The following is a 17,382-nucleotide window of genomic DNA, read 5'->3' as shown; positions in this document are numbered from 1 at the left end:
GTTATCCTAACAGGCTGTGGATACGCTGCAGGCCGGCGACCAGGCGATCCACTTCTTGTTCGGTATTGTACATGGCAAAGGAGGCGCGGCACATGGCCGGCACGCTGTAGAACGCCATCAGCGGCATGGCGCAATGGTGTCCGGTGCGAACCGCAATGCCGTAGTTGTCGAGGAAGCTGCCGACGTCATAGGCATGGTGTTTCCCGAGATTAAACGCGAGCACGCCACGGCGTTCTGCCGGGCCATATACGGTAAGATCTGGCACGGCCTGCAGCGCGTTTTGAGCATAGCGCATCAGGTTGCGTTCATACTCGCCAATCGCGTCCATGCCCAGCCTTTCAACGTAGCTCAGCGCTGCCCCAAGGCCGATGATCCCAGCCGTGTTTGGCGTCCCGGCTTCAAAGCGCCATGGGGCTGCGGCGTAAGTCGTCCCTGCCGTCAGGCTGACGGTAGCAATCATCGACCCACCGCCTTCCCACGGCGGCATATCCTTCAGGATGCTTTCTTTCACATACAACACGCCAATCCCCGTTGGCCCGTAAATCTTGTGCCCGGAGAAAAGATAAAAGTCGCAGTCCAGCGCCGCAACATCCGTGACGTGGTGCATCACCGCCTGAGCGCCATCCACCAGCACTTTGACGCCCGCCTGATGTGCGGTAGCGATCATGTCCTTCACCGGGTTTTCGGTGCCGAGCACGTTAGAAACGTGGGCAATCGCCAGCAGTTTTGTGCGCTCGTCAATCAGCGTCGGGAAGACATCAAGCTGCAGCGTGCCGTCCTGATTCAGCGGAATAACGCGCAGTTCTGCACCGGTACGCTCACACAGCATCTGCCACGGCACGATGTTAGCGTGGTGTTCCATGGCGCTGATGATGATGTTATCCCCGGCCTGGACATTAGCGTTACCCCAGCTATTGGCCACGAGGTTTATCCCCTCGGTGGTGCCACGCACAAAGACAATTTCTTCCGGTTTCGCCGCGTTGATGAATCGTGCCGCCTGACTACGCACGTTTTCCATCAGGGTGGTCGCTTCCGCACTCAGAGTGTGGATGCCACGGTGCACTGCGGCATAACCATTTCGATAGAACTCAAGCTCGGCGTCGATGACAAACTGAGGTTTCTGGGCACTGGCCGCGCTGTCCAGATAAGCCAGCGGTTGACCGTTGACCTCGCGGCTCAGAATCGGGAAATCGGCCCTGACCTGCTCAATGGAAAAACTCATGCCTCGCCCCCTGCAAAGCGCTGAGCGATACGCGCCAGCACCTGCTGTTTTAAGGCCTCGTCGCGAATACTTTCGGTAAGCTCTGCGGCAAAGGCGAAGATTATCATCTGCTGCGCAGCCTGTTCGCTGATACCGCGGGAGCGCAAGTAGAACATCTGCTCGTCATCAATGCGCCCAATGGTCGCGCCATGGCTGCACTTCACGTCATCAGCGTAGATTTCAAGCTGTGGCTTGGTGTCCACTTCCGCCAGGCGACCAAGCAACAGGTTGTTGTTGGTCATCTGCCCGTCGGTTTTAATCGCGTGCTGAGCCACTTTGATCATGCCGTTAAACACCGCCCGGCCCTTATCACGCACGATGGTTTTATGCAGCTGGCGGCTGTTGCAGTAGCCCTTGTTGTGCTCAAGCCAGGTTCGGGTGTCGCACACTTCGTTATTTACCGGCAGCGCCAGGCTGTTGATATGCAGCTGGTTGTTTTCGCCATTGAGCTGCGTGCTGGTATTGTGGCGCAGCACCGCAGCCCCCAACAGGAAGCTGTTGCTGCTCACCGTCGAGTCCTGCTCAATCAGCAGGTCGTTGTGCGCAAAGTGGTAGCTGGCGGCATTTTCAAACGCCAGCTTGTAGTGGCTAAGCTGCGCGTTGGCGGCCACTTCGGCGGTAAACCGCGAGCCGGTAAAATGCGCCGCCTCGTCAAGGCTGACGAAGTGCTCAATCACCGTGGCCTGAGCGCCTTGCTCAAGAATCAGATGGTGACGATAATGCGCCGTTGTCATCTCCTGCGCGGTGCTGCCGCGTGTGACGTGCATTAGCAACAGCGCTTTTTCAGGCTGCGTATTACGCGCCACGCGGATACGCGTCACGGTCTCCGCCAGGCTTTCGGTCAGGTGCAGAAATACTTCGCCCTGAACAGGCGCGGGCAGCGTCTGGCGGTTATCGTCGATACTAATCACAAAACCGCTGTCGGCGATGTTATCACTCAGTTCGGAGCTAAAACGCCCGTCAACAAACACCAGCCGCAGCGCATCGACCGGCAGAGCAAGTTCGTCCCGCTGCTGTGCACTTAAAGGCAACTCAGGCGCAAAGACAAACTGGTTGTTCAGCAACCCGTCGAGCGGCGTGTATTTCCAGTTTTCATGCTTGCGCGTCGGTAACCCCAGGCGCAGGAGCTGCTGCATATGCTGCTGGGCCACCTGCGAGCGGCCGGTTCCCTGAGCTTCAAACAGATGATGCCACTGCTGGAGCGCGTTGCCGTTACTGCTGTTCGGTAAGCCAGCCATAACCCTGCTCCTCCAGTTGTTTCACCAGGCTGAAATCGCCAGATTTAACGATGCGCCCCTGATACAGCACGTGAACAAAGTCCGGCTTGATGTAATCGAGGATACGCTGGTAGTGGGTGACCACGATAAATGAACGCTTGCCGTCACGCAGCGAGTTAACGCCTTCGGCAACAATTTTCAGGGCATCAATATCCAGCCCGGAGTCGGTTTCATCGAGAATACACAGCTCGGGCTCCAGCACCGCCATTTGCAGAATGTCGTTGCGCTTTTTCTCACCGCCCGAGAAGCCAACGTTCACCGAACGAGTCAGCAAATCTTCCGGCATTTGCAGCAGCTTGATTTTCTCTTCCATCAGATCCTGAAAATCAAAGCGATCCAGCGACTCAAGGCCCCGGTATTCCCGCACCGCGTTCAGCGCGGTTTGCAGGAAGAACTGGTTGCTGACGCCGGGAATTTCCACCGGGTACTGGAAGGCCATAAAAATACCTTCGCCGGAGCGGTCTTCCGGCGACAGCTCCAGCAAGTCTTTGCCGTTGAACTGTACCGAACCGCCGGTCACCTCATAGTCTTCGCGCCCGGCAAGCGTCGCGGATAAGGTACTTTTGCCGGAGCCGTTTGGCCCCATGATGGCGTGGACTTCGCCCGGCTTCACTTCGAGGTTTAAGCCACGCAGGATCTCTTTATCCTCAACGCTGACCTGTAAATCTTTAATGCTTAACATAATTTTCCCTTAATCCTTAACCGACGCTGTGTTCGAGGCTGATGGCTAATAATTTTTGTGCTTCCACCGCGAATTCGAGCGGTAACTCTGAGAACACGTCTTTGCAGAACCCGTTGACGATCATCGAGATGGCGTCATCTTCGCTGATCCCACGCTGCAGGCAGTAGAACAGCTGATCTTCACCAATGCGCGACGTGGTGGCTTCGTGCTCCAGCTGTGCCGTATTGTTGCGGCACTCCACGTACGGGAAGGTGTGCGCCCCGCTGTCCGGCCCGATCAACATCGAGTCGCACTGGGTGAAATTGCGGGCGTTGGTCGCGGTAGGCATGATTTTCACCAGGCCACGATAGCTGTTCTGGCTATGACCGGCGGAGATCCCTTTCGAAATGATCGTCGATTTGGTGTTCTTGCCGATGTGGATCATTTTGGTGCCGGTGTCCGCCTGCTGATGGCCGGAGGTCAGCGCCACGGAGAAGAATTCACCGATGGAGTTATCGCCACGCAGGATCACGCTCGGGTACTTCCAGGTGATGGCGGAGCCGGTTTCCGACTGCGTCCACGACATTTTGCTGTTCTCACCTTCACACAGGGCGCGTTTGGTGACGAAGTTCAGGATGCCGCCGGTGTTGTTATCCCCCGGGAACCAGTTTTGCACCGTGGAGTACTTCACTTCCGCATCGCGATGAATAATCACTTCCACCACGGCGGCGTGGAGCTGGTAGCTATCGCGCACCGGCGCGGAACAACCTTCGATGTAGCTCACGTAGCTGCCTTCATCCGCCACTAAAATAGTGCGTTCGAACTGACCGGTTTTTTCCGCGTTGATACGGAAATAAGTGGACAGCTCCATCGGGCAACGTACGCCTTTCGGGATGTAAATAAAGGTGCCGTCAGAGGCCACCGCGGCGTTAAGCGCTGCGAAGAAGTTGTCGTTTGACGGCACGACAGTACCCAAGTATTTTTTGACCAGCTCCGGGTAATCGTGAATGGCCTCGCCAAAGGAGCAAAAAATAATGCCCTGTTCAGAGAGTTTTTCGCGGTAAGTGGTTGCGACGGACACGGAGTCAAAAATGGCGTCAACCGCCACTTCGCTGCCTTCGCGAACCGGCACGCCCAGTTGCTTAAACGCGTCTTCGACTTCGTTAGTCAGGAAGGCGTTAGGCGGCTGCTGAACCGCGCCGGGCTGTGAGGCACAGGTATCGTCGCAGCTCCCGCAGGAAGGCGCTGAGTAATAGCTGTAATCCTGGTAGTTCAACTTGTCGTAATTCGCCTTGAGCCAGTGCGGCTCTTCCATTTTTAGCCATGCATGGAAGGCGTTGAGACGAAACTCCAGCATCCATTCGGGTTCGTTACGACGGGCAGAGATTGCCCGAACCACCTCTTCATTTATGCCCTTCGCCAGCTGCTCAGTTTGCAGCTCGGTGAAAAAGCCCTCTTTATAATTGAGGTTGCCGGTCCAGGTTTTGACATCGTCAGTTGCTTCAGTATTACGAGACATAGTACCGCCTATACCCCAAAGCTTTCGCCGCAGCCGCACTCGTGCTGCGCTTTCGGGTTATTAAATTTAAAGATCTGATTCAGGCCTTCACGCACGTAATCCACTTCCGTGCCGTCGATAAAAGGCATGGCGGAGAGCGGCACCCACAGGCGCGCGCCGTCAAACTCATAGACCAGATCGTCCGGCTTCGGCTCGGTAACCGTGTCCAGCACGTAGCCAAAGCCAGCACAGCCTGTCTGTTTGATACTCAGGCGGATGCCCTTGAGTTCGGGTTGTTTTGCGGCCAGATCGCGGATATGCGCGCTGGCGGCCGGGGTCAGGGTTAGCCCCTGCCAGGCAAAATCATTGGGATCAAAGGAACCGGTTTGCACATCCATTCTTCACCTCATTATTCTCTGCGCCCGAAGGCCGATACCCTTATGTTAATGATAACAATTATCAATACAACGTTATGAAAACAGGGGTATTCGCGAAACGCTGGTTTTTTAGGCGTCTTTACTAAGGATAGACCGTCATGAAACTCTTGCAGATAGCGAAAAGAGCTGTTTAACCCACTGGTGTAAAAGGAAATATCAAAGATGAAAAACGGCTGAGCCGGGCAAGGCAAAAGATGCATAGAAAATATCTATTTATGTGATTGGCAGCTCGAAAAGGCTAAAAACAGGTACTTAGAAGCAGAACAATAAGTTAGAAAATTCCTCTTTAAGACAAACAAGGACAAATAGAGCCTTTTTTGTGTCCCCAATCCTGCCCCCAGGCATGAAAATGCCCCCATAGTGCCCCTAAAATCCCTCTCGTAAAACAACATAACAAAGCATTAGCGCAAGACGGCTCTGTACCATCCACTGCTTGGGTTATTTTGAGCTAGTTTTGTTACTCATTCGCAACATTTCGCGAACTGAGTTATCCGCGCCCAATCCTCGACCGCTCTCATCATAACTGATAAAATCTGCAACCTGCTTAAAAGGGGGTATTGTGAAAAAATTAGTATTAATACTTGCGCTTATTCCATCCATATCCATGGCAGAGTCGCAATATCATATTGATGAAAGCACATCAGTTTTTTCGGCATAACAAACAAAATAAATAAAATGCGGCTATCTCAAGCCTCAACCAAAAATTATCTTTTTTTTGGTGACTCTATCGTTCAAGGTCTTAACCCAAACAAATTGCAAATTAGCTAAGTTAACCTTGGAATCGGAGGTGATACTGTACATGGCGTACTTAAGAGGATTAAAGAAACACATATTGATAAGTATGATGGGTTATTGATATCTGTAGGTGCAAACAATTTCTTGCAGGGAGAGTCTGGTTGGGATCTGGTAGACGAGATTGGCGCCATAATTGATTACGCGCCCCCCCGAACCAAACAACTCTACGTTATGGAAACATTCGTTCCAAATCGTTTAAAGTACCCTTTCATCTCATCTGATTTTGGTGCTGCAAATCGCATGATTTATAAGACTTGTTCTCAATATAAGAATTGCCAAGTCATACCATTACCTAAAGGTATGATCGGTAAAGATGGTATTGATTTGAAATACACAATTGCAGATGGCGTACACCCTAACGCATTAGGTTTTACATTATGGAAAAGGGAGATTAACAAAAAGATGGCTAATTTCCCTTATAATCTCTATTACAGAGCTCGTTACTGATATGCAGCTAAAAAACCTGCCGGTGCGGGTTTAATACAGATTAGAACAGTTTTAAGCTCACTCTTTACACTGTAAGCCATGCCGAGCGTGGACAATATCTCACACTACCGAAGCGAAGACTTCAACAAGGTTCAGGTGTCGCGCCAGGAATCATCAACATTCACACCATTAAGTATCCGCCGGGATGTCACTCTAACATCAAAGATGGACAAAAAGAGTAAGAAAAACCCACCAAAATTTATCTTTCATTCGAAACTTCGCAACCGTTATGCAAGTAGCTACCACTGCAGGTTTGGCAGCGATTTGAGATGTTTGCTTGATCGCCAGCATCATGCTGCTATGATTCGGTATATTTTTTTCAGGAAGTTACGCAATGCAGGAACGTTTTCATAGCATCCAGTATTTGAGAGGGATTGCAGCGCTGATGGTTGTCTTCACTCATCTCAAAGAAGATTTAAATGGCGCATTTGGTTTACCGGATATCGGTTCAAAACTATTCTCACATGGTATTTTTGGTGTTGACTTATTCTTCATAATAAGTGGGTTTATTATCCATCAATCAACACTGAAGAGAGAGCACAGCAAACCACTTACGTTCGTTATAAGGCGAGCGTTCAGAATTTATCCTGTGTTTCTATTTTGCGTTCTTGCTTTCATCTCCATTGCGCCAGGGACACCACAGCCCGTTGATCTAGTAAAGGGATTGATGTTTATTCCTCTGAACTTTGACGCTCCAGCCCCATTCTTCGGATATAACTTCCTTTATCCGGCATGGACGCTAACGTATGAACTTTTATTTTACTCTATCTTTGTTATTGCAATATGCTTCTCGCATACCAAAAGAGGTCTTTTAGCATCTGCAGCAATCTTATTTTTTGTTGTCATTCTGCAACTCATATCAAATAAACATGTCGCTTTAGATTTTTCATCTCAAACAATGTATTCACAAGGTATATTCAAATTACTTGCATCGCCAATGTTAGTTGAGTTTGTTTATGGCATCGCAATTTCAGTTATCATCACAAAATTAAAACTAAGTAAAATAATATATATTTTACTATCGTGTGCAACATTCTCTGCATTTATATTGCTGTTTGCATTCGATGTATCAAGCTATCATGGCCCATTAAATTATGGAATTGCAGGTGTGTGCATCGTCATTTCAGGGCTTTCATTTGAACGCTCAGGTTTACTTCCTAAAATTACCATACTAGATAGACTTGGTGATATATCTTACTCACTTTACCTTTCACACATCATAACGTTCTTCGCCTTGAAGTATTATATTTTAACTCCTTTAAATATAAACCCAAGCTCTAGTCTTACGTACTTCATAATTGCGGCAGGCGTTGCTATTGCTATTTCTAATTTAATATTTAGATACATCGAAGTTACATTTATCCGACTTGGTAAGAACCTGACTAAATACCTTTAGACTTCTGCACCACCCACACATGGATCGGATAAATTAAAATAGTCCATGGTGGGCGGTTCTTGTAATACAGTTAACTCAAATACCTTATAGTGAATGTTTGACTAAGAGTTCCGACATACATGTTTGGCCATGGTGATGGACTGGCAGGGATAATGACAGCTGAAGCACTACCAATGTTTACAGAAATTGTTTTGTCGGAATTAAATTTCATTCTCACCCTGTATACTGCTGGAGTTACAGACGGCGAAATTTGGTAAGTCCCTCCTGATGTGGTGGTCAGGTTTAATGCTGCTCCAGTTCCATTCCACTCTAAATTTATTACAGAAATGTTATTGGAGCATCCTTTCAGAGTAAAATTAGTGCCTATTGAAAAAAGTGGAAGGTCAAAAACGATCTCAGAGTTTGTACATACCACATTGTAATTTCGTAACTCAGTTGAGTCAGCCATTCCGGTTCCGATATCTATGCGCGGAACTAAGCCTAGACCACTAATCGAAAATCCTTCCCCACCTGCACCTGCACCTGCACCTGCAAGTGAAGTGTCAGAAAGGATTCCAATAACATGCAGTCCAGCATATAGCTTACAACGAGGAGGTATATAGCATGCTTCCCAGTCAGTAGTTGTAATATTGTTGTACTGGTTTATTTGCCCACCAAATTCCTCACCTGCGGCAGAGCCATTCTCGTACAGTTCACTAATAGTCCCTGATATCCATTGGAGACCATATACTGCCATAACCGTATCATCAGTTGGAGCATCCAAAATAACAGCCATATTCACCCCTGTTTTTGCTGAAACTCTTATTCCTGATAACCCCCCCTGGAATCTATTGAATGGCGTTCCTGTAGTTTGATACTGTCTTGAGTTAGTAATATTATCGTAATAAGTGGAGTTAGCTAATCCTGCCTTATCCCATGCTTTACGCAATACGTGTGCACTAACAAGAGGTATGGCCATGTTCCGGCCTGACATTTTGTAACCTTCTGTTGCTGGATGAGCACCATCAGGAACCAAAGTTACTGGCGAAACTAATCTGCTTGTTTTCTCGTAATAATGAGAATATCTATTTATGTGATTGGAAACGCACTGAATGCGAAACTCACCACGAAAAGTACCAGTAATTTTCAGACATTCCACGGCGAAACTCCCTGTTCTGATTTATCAACTATCCTCCTGATAAAGAAAAGGGAGCTTAGCCTGATGCTAAAAATGATTATGGTCACCGCCCGCGATCGCGTGAGGCTGCAGGAAATCACCGGCGTTTTTCTCCGCTATGGATTGCAGGACATTGTGCGCTTGCTGGGCCTGTCCTCGCTGCATGACAAAATACGTGGCGGCAGCCAACACGATGCTTTGCCGATGCCGCAGCGCCTGTGCGCGGCGCTGGAAGAACTGGGCCCGACGTTCGTTAAGCTCGGGCAAATCCTCTCGACTCGCAGCGACCTGCTTGAACCCGCCTGGACGGAAGCGCTTAGCCAGTTGAATTCGAGCGCCAGCCCTCTGCCCTGGCCGCAGCTTGAACCGAGCGTTGTGGCGACACTCGGGGCTTCACCTGCTGAGGTTTTCACCACCTTTGATGAAACCCCGCTAGCCAGTGGCTCTATAGCGCAAATTCACCGGGCCACGCTGAAAAACGGCGACGAGGTTATCGTCAAAATTCAGCGCCCAGGGATTGAAACAACCCTCAAAGCCGACCTGCGTTTATTACGTTATCTGGCAGAAAGCCTGGCCCAGCAGAGCGTGGCGCTCGCGCGCTTTCAGCCAGTGATGCTGGTGCGTTATCTGGAAAACGCTCTGAATCAGGAACTGGATTTTTGCCATGAGGCGGCCAACGGGGAAAAGATTTATCAGTTTTTCGCCGACAACGACGATATTGTCATCCCCAGGATTTATTGGGACTGGTGTCATCCCACATTGATGGTGCAGGCCTTTTTGCCCGGTATGGCGCCGGTTGACGGCCAGCAGCTTGCCACCGCAGGATTTGACGGCCCATTGTTGGCACGTAAAGGCGCGACGGCGTTTATCAATATGCTCTTTGAACTGAGGACTTACCACGCAGATCCTCATCCCGGTAATGTCATGGCCCTGGCGGGTAACCGGGTCGGTTTTATTGATTTCGGCATGGTGGGAAGCCTGAGCGAGGCGCGGCGCGACGAGCTGTTGTCGCTGATTTATGCCATCAGCGAGCATGACGCCAGCGGCATTGTCGATGCCCTCATCGCCTGGAGTGGAAAGGAGGCATTAGAACTTACCGAATTAGAGCTGGCGGCCAGCTATTTCCTGCAAAAACAGGGTAACCTCCCGCTACAGCTGGGAAAAGCGCTGACCGATATGCTTTCCACCGTCCGGGAATTCCAGCTGGCGCTGCCGCCGGATTTGGTTTTGTTGTTTAAGGCGCTGATCACCGCGGACGGCGTATTGCTGAGAATGGATCCGCAGTTTGACATCCTTCGCATTCTTCGTCCGGTGATTAAGCGGGAGCTGTTAAAGCGCTATACCCGCCTCGGGAGCCGCAGACGCCTGCTTAAACTCGGCAACCAGCTTCTTGAGGGAGGTGATTCGTTGCCACAGACCCTCCGCCTGGTGATGCAAAGGCTTCGTCACGGCAAATTGCACGCGGACATTAACGTAGAGAATATTAACCAGCTTGGAAAGTCGCTTGAACGTGCGGCTTCTACGCTGGCGCTGGCCCTTGTTTTATCCGCTCTGACGATGGCAATCGCGCCGTGGCTGTTCGGGCTGAACTGGATGCTGTTTGGCATCCCATTTTTCCCGGTGCTCGGCTTGTTGTGCGCCATTACAGGGAGCATATGGCTGGTATTTCGGCTGTTAAGACAATAATTACACAGAGGTGGAATTATGTAGAATGGCAGTACAAGCTCCGCTGGCACGGAGCTTAATTCTTTTGTCAGTGGCAATTTAATACAGGCTTGCAATCCAGGCATTAATTGGGACAGGTAAAAGATCCTGAGGATGATCGCCACCAAATGTGGCCCATTTACTTTTCCCGGTAATAATGGTCGATGCAACTATTGCATTGGACTCAGCATTGTAAACTGAAATTTTGATTTCTATTCTATCTGGAATACCTGACCATTGCGTAGCCCTGTCTTCCCAATGAAGAATCTGTGGAACCACATAGTAGCCACGGTTCATCATATGCTTGTCTTTTAAACACATCAGATCTTCGCAATCAGAATATACGCTTACATTATCGGAGTGGCGCAAAATTGCTGCTTTAACAACTGCTGCAGTGGTATCGCCAGACCCTGCGTAGCTCCGGGTTTCATAAACGCCGTCAGCGGGTTTTGCTACCGCAACGGGTAAATTGTTGACTAAAAGCTCAGTGCTCTTTTGAACATTATTGGTACTGTATTTAGCAGAACAACCAGTAAGCAATACAACAGTAATAATAAACAAAAACCGCTTCATTATCATTCCTTATCGTTTCAAAGCGGGCGATAGTAACAACGTTGTTGATGTTTAACTTAAATATATATCAATAAAACAAGCATTATCGCGGTAATAGCTAGTAACAAGGCTTGCCAGCCTATTACCGCGACAAATTAATGCACAGTATGCTGCAGCACCGGATAGGTAAACAGCAATAAATGGGCCATATTCAGCCCGACGTGAAATGCCACGGCAACCCACAGTCGTCCGCTCCACATCCACGCCAGGCCGTAAATAAGCCCCGCCAGCGCGGCAAAAATAATCAGCAGCGGTCCACCGGCAAAATGCAGCCCGCCGAATATCACAGCTGAAATAATCAGTGCCATAACCGGAGGCATAAAGCCGGATAAACGCTGCTGGAGATAACCTCGAAATAACGCTTCTTCCGCCAGGGAAACAAAGAAAATATTCGCGAACAGGAACTGCACCAGCCACTGCGGGGAATGAGGCTCAATCTTTAAGCCACCCAACGCTACCGCCAATAACAATAGCCCTGGGATCAACGCAACCAGCAGGATCCACCCGAACTTAGCAGGCCGGGACTTCGGCTCGCTGACAAACAGCGATTTCATTACCACCAGCAAAATAAACGGCACCAGCGCTTTGTCGAAATTGTAATACATCGAGAAAGGCGCGCTTTGCGGCCCGGCACTCACCGAGTCCAGCACCTTTGGATTATGGAAACCAGGAATAACATGGATAGTCAGCGCTACCGAGGCGGCGACCAGCAAAAACTCAAGCACGTAACGAACGGGCTTTCCGTTTGCGGCTTTTAAATAAGCGACGGCAAGCACGGCGATTACCGCCAGTGAAGCCAGTGCCCGCCAGTCGAGTACGCCATCAACGGCACCCCATAGTACGGTCGCGAGTAGCAATCCCAGGGAAATCTTTTTATTAAATTGTAAAACCAGTAAGGCGGCTGCCAGCAATATCCACATCGTTTTTCCTTAAGCCTGAAAATATCCGGAGGAAGGCTTTTTAGCAAAATGTGTTGTGGATATATAGTTTTTCAATGAAATAATAACAAATTAAAACAATCCCACGTCCCTGAAGGCTGAACGTGGGATTAGGCTACACCACCGCCGTGGTCAGACGAGAGGTACAGCACAGCTGGTCTTGCTGATCGTAGATATCAATTTGCCACACCTGATGACGACGCCCCGCATGCACTGCGCGACAAACGCCGCGCACCACGCCTTCTCGCGCCGAGCGGATGTGGTTGGCATTGACCTCTAACCCAACCACCTTTTGGTCGCCTTCGGTGCACAGGTAGCCCGCCACTGAACCCAGCGTTTCCGCGAGCACGACCGACGCGCCGCCGTGCAACAGGCCAAACGGCTGCCGGGTGCGCTCATCCACCGGCATGGTGGCCTCAATTTCGTTGTCGTCAAAACGCGTAAATTCAATGCCTACATGGCCGACCATATTGTTCGCGCCCAATTTGTTGAGCGCGGCAAGCGTGGCTTCACGTCGCCAAATCATCCGATAATCTCCAGAAGAGCCTGTAATGGATGCCGCACGCCGTTGCCCTCAACGCGCTTGACCTGGCTGCGGCAGGAGTAGCCGGTTGCCAGACAGCGGTTGCGCGGCAGGCGCTGCATCGCCTGATGCCAGGAGAGTTCATAAATGCCCAATGAATTGGCGAGATTTTTCACCTCGTGACCGTAAGTGCCAGCCATGCCGCAGCAGCCAACGCTTACGCTTTCGAGTTTCGCACCAAAACGAGCAAAAATACCGGCCCACTGATTCGGTGCCGCCGGCAACGCCGTCACTTCGGTGCAGTGGCCAAAGAGGTACCAAGCTTCTCCCCCCGCGCCCTGCACTTCCCGTTCTTTCAGCGCAGTCTGGAGCCATTCGTGCACCAGCTGAACCTGAAAATCTCCGCGTTCTTCGCCTAATGTCTGTTTGTATTCATCGCGATAGCACAGGACCAGCGCCGGATCGACGCCAACCATCGGCATACCCAGTTTCGCAATGCGGTTCAGGAACTCAGACGTTTTACTCGCCGTGCGCGCAAAACGCTGCAGGAATCCTTTAATGTGCTGGGCCTTACCGTTCGGCGAGAACGGCAGCACCACAGGCTCAAAGCCTAGCTTATCTGCAAGCTTAATAAAATCTGCCACTACCTGAGCATCGTAATAGCTGGTGAACGGATCCTGCACCACCAGCACCGTTTTAGCCCGCTGCTCATCGGAGTAACGCTCCAGCTGTTCCAGCGTGACGTTGGCGGAGCTGTGCCCGACCAACTGCTGCTGCAGCGTCGGCGTAGACAGCATAGGCAGGTCGACCATGCCGATGTGCCTGCGGGACAAACTCTGCACCCACGGCTGACGCATAAAGAAGTTAAAGGTTTTCGGCGCACGCGCCATCAGCGGTGCATAGCTCTCCACCGAGGCCACGACGTGATCGCGCAGCGGGCGCAGATAGCGCGTGTGGTAAAGCTGCAGAAAACGAGAGCGGAACTCCGGCACGTCGATTTTAATCGGGCATTGGGTAGAGCAGGCTTTACAGGCCAGGCAGCCGGACATCGCCTCTTTCACTTCGTGGGAAAAATCGTATTCGCCTTTGCTGGCGTGCCACGAGTTGCGGGTACGCTCGATCAGCCCCCGCAGGCTGGCGCGCTGCTCCGGCAGCTGTTTCTCAAGCACAAGCGGGTCAACGCCGCGCTCGGCCAGCAGCCGCAGCCATTCACGGGTCAGCGTGGCCCGCCCTTTCGGGGAGTGAATGCGGTTGCTGGAGATCTTCATCGACGGGCACATCGGGCTTTTCACATCGAAGTTAAAGCACAGGCCGTTGCCGTTGCACTCCATCGCGCCGCGCCAGGAAGTACGCACCGCAATCGGAATTTGCCGGTCAAACGTCCCGCGCTTAACGGCATCGACCTGCATCATCGGGTCGTCCACGCCGAGCGGTGGGCAAATTTTGCCAGGATTGAGCCGGTTAGCCGGGTCAAACGCGGCCTTAATGCGGCGCAGCTCTTCATACAGCGTTTCACCGAAGAAGGCCGGGCTGTACTCGGCACGGAACCCTTTGCCGTGTTCACCCCACAGCAGACCGCCGTATTTTGCCGTCAGCGCTACCACATCGTCGGAGATGCTTTTCATCAACATTTCCTGCTGCGGGTCGCACATATCCAGCGCGGGACGAACATGCAATACGCCAGCATCAACGTGGCCAAACATTCCATAACTCAGGTTGTGGCTATCCAGCAGCGCGCGGAACTCCACAATGTAGTCCGCCAGATGTTGAGGTGGCACACAGGTGTCTTCAGCAAACGGAATCGGTTTAGCCTGACCTTTGGCGTTCCCCAGCAGGCCAACGGCTTTTTTCCGCATACCGTAGATTTTTTCTATACCGGCCAGCTCATCACAGACCTGCCAGCCAATCACCCCACCCTCGCCTTCGGCCATCAGTGCATCAAGGCGAGCACATAGCTCAGTGACCTGGCCGTCGATAAGCGCCTGGTCGTCCCCGGCAAATTCAACGATGTTCAGCCCGAGCATCTCTTTATTTGGCACGTCGGTGATCAGCTCACTGACCGAGTGCCAGACGATGTCTTCCCGCGCCAGGTTCAGGACTTTGGAATCGACGGTTTCCACCGACAGCGCCCGAGCGTCCACCATAAAGGGTGCGTTTCGCAGGGCGGAATCGAAGGAGTCGTACTTGACGTTCACCAGCCGGCGCACCTTCGGCAAGCGGGTGATGTCCAGCTTCGCCTCGGTGATAAACGCCAGCGTCCCCTCGGAGCCGGTAAGAATACGGGTTAAATCGAACTTGCTCAGGTCGTCATTGAAAACATGGCGCAGGTCATAGCCGGTGAGGAAACGGTTGAGTTTGGGAAATTTATCGATAATCAGCTCGCGCTGTTCGCGGCAGCGCTCAAGCACGGTGCGGTAGATTTTCCCGCTGGTGGTCTCTTCGCGACCCAGTTCTTCGGCAAGCCCGGTTGCCATCTGGTGCGTGTCCAGAATTTCACCGTCCATCAGCACGGCGCGCACACCCAGCACATGATCGGAGGTTTTACCGTACACCAGCGACCCCTGCCCGGAGGCATCGGTGTTGATCATCCCGCCCAGCGTGGCGCGGTTACTGGTCGACAGTTCCGGGGCAAAGAAGTAGCCGTGCGGCTTCAGGAACTGGTTGAGCTGATCTTTAATGACCCCAGCTTCCACCCGCACCCAACCTTGCTCCGGATTAATTTCGATGATGCGATTCATGTAGCGGGACATGTCCACCACGATGCCGCCGTTCAGCGATTGCCCGTTGGTGCCGGTGCCGCCGCCGCGCGGGGTAAACACCAGGGATTTAAAGCGATCTTCGGCGGCCACGCGGGTAATCAACGTGACGTCTGCGGTTGAACGAGGGAAAAGCACCGCATCCGGCAGCAGTTGGTAAATGCTGTTATCGGTCGCCATGGTCAGGCGGTCTGCGTAGCTGGTGGCGGTATCGCCGGTAAAGCCCTGTTGCTCCAGTGATGCTAAATAGCTGAGCACCAGCTGAACGACGCCAGGTGCTTGAGAAATTTGTGGGATCATTGACGGGTCGACCCTGTGTTGCTTAGTAAGAGTTATCGTTTGCGTGTCTGTTTTGTTTTTATCATATTCCGTCGCGATTTGCGGCTGTTATTTCAGATAACGCGAAGCGAAATGCGCCTGTCAAAAATCGAGGAAATACATCATCATTAAATTATCGCCATGCGAATTTAGCGCGGGTGCATTTTATTGAGGTGATTCTTCCTATGATCAAAGTCAGTCAGCCAAAGGATCTGCTGCAGATCCTGCTGTCCGTGCTGTTTATTTCCGTGATGATTCTCGCCTGTCTGTGGATTGTCCGCCCATTTGTTTTAGGCTTCGCCTGGGCCGGAACCATCGTCATTGCAACCTGGCCGCTGCTCATCAAATTGCAAAAGCTGCTGTGGGGCAAACGCTCCCTTGCGGTGCTGGTGATGACGCTGCTGCTGCTAATGCTGTTTGTCATCCCGGTCGCTATGTTAGTGAACAGCCTGGTGGACAACAGCGGCCCGGTGATTAACTGGGCAACCAAAGGGCACATGGCGCTGCCCGCCTTCGAATGGCTGCACAGCATCCCGCTTATCGGCGATAAGCTTTACAGCGGCTGGAACACGCTGGTGAGCAGCGGCGGCAGCGCGATTATGGAAAAAGTCCGCCCTTATATCGGCACGACGACCAGTTGGTTCCTCGGCCAGGCTGTGCATATTGGCACCCTGCTGGTGCATCTCGGCCTGATGCTGCTGTTCAGCGTGCTGCTGTATGCCAAAGGCGAGACGCTGGGGAACGGTATACGCCACTTCGCCTTCCGCTTAGCGGACAAACGTGGTGATGCGGCCGTGCTGCTGGCTGGCCAGGCGATTCGCGCCGTAGCGCTGGGCGTAGTTGTCACCGCGCTCGCGCAGGGCGTGCTGGGCGGTATTGGCCTCGCAGTGTCCGGCATTCCTTACGCCGCATTGCTCACCGTACTGATGGTGCTTAGCTGCCTGATTCAGCTTGGCCCGCTGGTTATTCTGGTGCCCGCCATAATCTGGCTGTACTGGAGCGGGGATACCACCTGGGGAACAGTGCTGCTGGTGTGGAGCTGCGTCGTCGGCACCATGGACAATGTGATTCGTCCGGTCCTTATCCGCATGGGCGCGGACTTGCCGATGATCCTGATTCTCTCCGGCGTTATCGGCGGCCTGATTGCCTTCGGGATGATTGGTCTGTTTATCGGCCCGGTGCTGCTGGCGGTTTCTTATCGGCTGATTTCGGTCTGGATGCACGAAGCCCCTGCCCCGCAGGACGATCCGCAAGAGGTGGTCGAACTGCTTGAGGAGCAAGAGACGCTCAAGCGGTAACCCCACCGACTTTTATTCGGGAACGGTTAGAGCCTGACACAAATATCCCCTCACCCCGGCCCTCTCCCCAGAGTGGAGAGGGGGAAAACTAGCTACAGAAGACATTGTTTATTCCCTCTCCCTTCCAGGGAGAGGGTTAGGGTGAGGGTAAAAATCAGAAACAACGCTATGCATATCCCGAAAGCAGTGACTTAACGCAAATGGTTAATAAGTCTAATCAATAACGCCTTTTTCCCTCGCTATTCCAGCCATTGAAGCCCCCACTC

The 17,382-nt window shown here is 51.9% G+C and carries 14 protein-coding genes; 4 read left to right on the top strand and 10 right to left on the bottom strand.

Annotation, left to right across the window (positions count from 1 at the left end):
* Nucleotide 1 precedes the first annotated feature (1 nt).
* From sufS to sufA, 5 genes are read right to left on the bottom strand one after another with little or no spacing between them, the layout of a single operon-like run.
* Entirely contained in the window at nucleotides 2-1,222 is a 1,221-nt protein-coding gene (gene sufS / locus LH23_RS14560; RefSeq protein WP_039292470.1) for a cysteine desulfurase SufS, read from the bottom strand.
* Nucleotides 1,219-2,499, bottom strand: coding sequence for a Fe-S cluster assembly protein SufD (sufD, locus tag LH23_RS14555; protein WP_039292469.1), 1,281 nt, complete (start codon nucleotides 2,497-2,499; stop codon nucleotides 1,219-1,221). The genes sufS and sufD overlap by 4 nt, the downstream gene beginning before the upstream one ends.
* Nucleotides 2,474-3,220, bottom strand: coding sequence for a Fe-S cluster assembly ATPase SufC (gene sufC, locus LH23_RS14550; RefSeq protein ID WP_008456510.1), 747 nt, complete (start codon nucleotides 3,218-3,220; stop codon nucleotides 2,474-2,476). The genes sufD and sufC overlap by 26 nt, the downstream gene beginning before the upstream one ends.
* 16 nt (nucleotides 3,221-3,236) lie before the next feature.
* Nucleotides 3,237-4,718, bottom strand: a complete 1,482-nt coding sequence (sufB, locus tag LH23_RS14545) for a Fe-S cluster assembly protein SufB (RefSeq protein ID WP_008456512.1) — start codon at nucleotides 4,716-4,718, stop codon at nucleotides 3,237-3,239.
* An 8-nt stretch (nucleotides 4,719-4,726) separates the two neighbouring features.
* A complete protein-coding gene (sufA, locus tag LH23_RS14540) occupies nucleotides 4,727-5,095 on the bottom strand; it encodes a Fe-S cluster assembly scaffold SufA (protein ID WP_039292468.1) in 369 nt (122 codons plus the stop codon).
* 819 nt (nucleotides 5,096-5,914) lie between these two features.
* Here sufA and LH23_RS24440 point away from each other — a divergent pair.
* The gene (locus LH23_RS24440; protein WP_081946098.1) at nucleotides 5,915-6,376 is read left to right on the top strand and encodes an SGNH/GDSL hydrolase family protein; all 462 of its coding nucleotides are present in this window, start codon (nucleotides 5,915-5,917) and stop codon (nucleotides 6,374-6,376) included.
* A 373-nt stretch (nucleotides 6,377-6,749) separates the two neighbouring features.
* Nucleotides 6,750-7,811 (top strand): acyltransferase family protein, encoded by a 1,062-nt coding sequence (locus LH23_RS14530; RefSeq protein WP_039292462.1) that lies wholly within the window; start codon nucleotides 6,750-6,752, stop codon nucleotides 7,809-7,811.
* A 70-nt stretch (nucleotides 7,812-7,881) separates the two neighbouring features.
* Here the strand turns inward: LH23_RS14530 and LH23_RS24000 are convergent, their stop codons facing one another.
* Complete coding sequence (locus LH23_RS24000; protein WP_156108042.1) at nucleotides 7,882-8,949, bottom strand: hypothetical protein; 1,068 nt, start codon at nucleotides 8,947-8,949, stop codon at nucleotides 7,882-7,884.
* Nucleotides 8,950-9,012: 63 nt separating this feature from the next.
* On the opposite strand from LH23_RS24000, the gene LH23_RS14525 reads away from it, so the two are divergent.
* Entirely contained in the window at nucleotides 9,013-10,653 is a 1,641-nt protein-coding gene (locus LH23_RS14525; protein ID WP_039292455.1) for an ABC1 kinase family protein, read from the top strand.
* A 78-nt stretch (nucleotides 10,654-10,731) separates the two neighbouring features.
* Here the strand turns inward: LH23_RS14525 and LH23_RS14520 are convergent, their stop codons facing one another.
* From LH23_RS14520 to LH23_RS14505, 4 genes are all read right to left on the bottom strand, one after another.
* Nucleotides 10,732-11,244: a DUF4823 domain-containing protein gene (locus LH23_RS14520; RefSeq protein ID WP_039292452.1), complete on the bottom strand. Its 513-nt coding sequence runs from the start codon at nucleotides 11,242-11,244 to the stop codon at nucleotides 10,732-10,734.
* A 134-nt stretch (nucleotides 11,245-11,378) separates the two neighbouring features.
* Nucleotides 11,379-12,203 carry a CPBP family intramembrane glutamic endopeptidase gene (locus tag LH23_RS14515; RefSeq protein ID WP_039292451.1) on the bottom strand — a complete coding sequence of 275 codons (825 nt, stop codon included), beginning with the start codon at nucleotides 12,201-12,203 and terminating at the stop codon, nucleotides 11,379-11,381.
* A gap of 133 nt (nucleotides 12,204-12,336) precedes the next feature.
* Nucleotides 12,337-12,747 carry a 1,4-dihydroxy-2-naphthoyl-CoA hydrolase gene (gene menI / locus LH23_RS14510; RefSeq protein WP_039292448.1) on the bottom strand — a complete coding sequence of 137 codons (411 nt, stop codon included), beginning with the start codon at nucleotides 12,745-12,747 and terminating at the stop codon, nucleotides 12,337-12,339.
* The gene (locus LH23_RS14505) at nucleotides 12,744-15,800 is read right to left on the bottom strand and encodes an FAD-binding and (Fe-S)-binding domain-containing protein (protein ID WP_039292439.1); all 3,057 of its coding nucleotides are present in this window, start codon (nucleotides 15,798-15,800) and stop codon (nucleotides 12,744-12,746) included. The genes menI and LH23_RS14505 overlap by 4 nt, the downstream gene beginning before the upstream one ends.
* Before the next feature lie 203 nt (nucleotides 15,801-16,003).
* Between LH23_RS14505 and ydiK the strand changes: the two genes are divergently transcribed.
* Nucleotides 16,004-17,116, top strand: a complete 1,113-nt coding sequence (ydiK, locus tag LH23_RS14500; protein WP_039292429.1) for an AI-2E family transporter YdiK — start codon at nucleotides 16,004-16,006, stop codon at nucleotides 17,114-17,116.
* Nucleotides 17,117-17,382 lie beyond the last annotated feature (266 nt).

Origin of the sequence: Cedecea neteri (genome assembly GCF_000758305.1) — a bacterium.
Taxonomy (GTDB): domain Bacteria; phylum Pseudomonadota; class Gammaproteobacteria; order Enterobacterales; family Enterobacteriaceae; genus Cedecea; species Cedecea neteri_C.
Note: the sequence above shows the minus strand (reverse complement) of the source record. Positions and strands in the feature narration are given on the sequence as shown.

Excerpts from the sequence above, each read along its gene's own strand:
- sufS (WP_039292470.1), bottom strand. The coding sequence starts at position 1,222 with ATGAGTTTTTCCATTGAGCAGGTCAGGGCCGATTTCCCGATTCTGAGC.
- LH23_RS14505 (WP_039292439.1), bottom strand. The coding sequence starts at position 15,800 with ATGATCCCACAAATTTCTCAAGCACCTGGCGTCGTTCAGCTGGTGCTC.
- LH23_RS14520 (WP_039292452.1), bottom strand. The coding sequence starts at position 11,244 with ATGAAGCGGTTTTTGTTTATTATTACTGTTGTATTGCTTACTGGTTGT.
- sufA (WP_039292468.1), bottom strand. The coding sequence starts at position 5,095 with ATGGATGTGCAAACCGGTTCCTTTGATCCCAATGATTTTGCCTGGCAG.
- menI (WP_039292448.1), bottom strand. The coding sequence starts at position 12,747 with ATGATTTGGCGACGTGAAGCCACGCTTGCCGCGCTCAACAAATTGGGC.
- sufD (WP_039292469.1), bottom strand. The coding sequence starts at position 2,499 with ATGGCTGGCTTACCGAACAGCAGTAACGGCAACGCGCTCCAGCAGTGG.
- LH23_RS14530 (WP_039292462.1), top strand. The coding sequence starts at position 6,750 with ATGCAGGAACGTTTTCATAGCATCCAGTATTTGAGAGGGATTGCAGCG.
- LH23_RS14525 (WP_039292455.1), top strand. The coding sequence starts at position 9,013 with ATGCTAAAAATGATTATGGTCACCGCCCGCGATCGCGTGAGGCTGCAG.
- sufB (WP_008456512.1), bottom strand. The coding sequence starts at position 4,718 with ATGTCTCGTAATACTGAAGCAACTGACGATGTCAAAACCTGGACCGGC.
- ydiK (WP_039292429.1), top strand. The coding sequence starts at position 16,004 with ATGATCAAAGTCAGTCAGCCAAAGGATCTGCTGCAGATCCTGCTGTCC.
- LH23_RS14515 (WP_039292451.1), bottom strand. The coding sequence starts at position 12,203 with ATGTGGATATTGCTGGCAGCCGCCTTACTGGTTTTACAATTTAATAAA.
- sufC (WP_008456510.1), bottom strand. The coding sequence starts at position 3,220 with ATGTTAAGCATTAAAGATTTACAGGTCAGCGTTGAGGATAAAGAGATC.